1 tRNA gene and 2 rRNA genes are annotated in these 975 nt (G+C 49.1%); all 3 read right to left on the bottom strand.

The features are described 5' to 3' along the window. Positions 1-90: ribosomal RNA gene (locus AC1IN8_RS21030) — 23S ribosomal RNA — on the bottom strand; the annotation flags it as partial. Between the two features lie 237 nt (positions 91-327). Beyond that, a tRNA-Glu gene (locus AC1IN8_RS21025) sits at positions 328-403 on the bottom strand. A gap of 273 nt (positions 404-676) precedes the next feature. Beyond that, positions 677-975, bottom strand: a 16S ribosomal RNA gene (locus AC1IN8_RS21020); the annotation flags it as partial.

Genomic DNA, 975 nt, shown 5'->3' with positions numbered 1-975 from the left:
ACCGACTTCTCACAGCTTATCGCAGGTTAGTACGTCCTTCATCGCCTCTGACTGCCAAGGCATCCACCATGTACGCTTAGTCACTTAACCATACAACCCCAAGAAGTGTCGTCGAAACGACGCGACTTGTTGCTGTACAACAAGGACCAAATAAAATTTGGTTTTCGCCAAGAAGTTTCCAAAGCACTTGTAACAAATGTTTGAGAACTACTTTTTAAATCAGCTTTCCAGATTGTTAAAGAGCATGTTTGCAACAGCGCAAGGCTGAAGAAAACAGAGTTAAGAATCAGTTTCTTAACTCTGCATTCTTGTTAGCAAGAAGAGAAGTGGCGTCCCCTAGGGGATTCGAACCCCTGTTACCGCCGTGAAAGGGCGGTGTCCTAGGCCTCTAGACGAAGGGGACGAAAATCATGTTTTGCGAAGTACACTTCGCAATGATTTTCGTAAAGGCGACGCCGAGCCTGCGAGGCTAGCGGCCTTTAGCGCTGTTCGTTGTTATTGCTAACTTTGAATCGGGTAGCTGCTTGCGCTGCTATTCACATCCCAACCCAACGAACGGGCTTCTCTCATCTGACCGAAGCCAGATAAGCACTGACGCTTGCGCATCAGGTCTTTGCTCTAACTACTTTGAATCAAGGCAATCTGTGTGAACACTCAACAACACGACATCTTAAGGTAAGGAGGTGATCCAACCCCAGGTTCCCCTAGGGTTACCTTGTTACGACTTCACCCCAGTCATGAATCACACCGTGGTAAACGCCCTCCCGAAGGTTAAGCTATCTACTTCTGGTGCAACCCACTCCCATGGTGTGACGGGCGGTGTGTACAAGGCCCGGGAACGTATTCACCGCAACATTCTGATTTGCGATTACTAGCGATTCCGACTTCACGGAGTCGAGTTGCAGACTCCGATCCGGACTACGACGCGCTTTTTGGGATTCGCTCACTATCGCTAGCTTGCAGCCCTCTGTACGC

The sequence above is a fragment of the Aeromonas sp. 130281 genome (assembly GCF_056642115.1).
The sequence above is the reverse complement of the archived record's forward strand: the minus strand, read 5'-3'. Positions and strand labels throughout refer to the sequence as shown.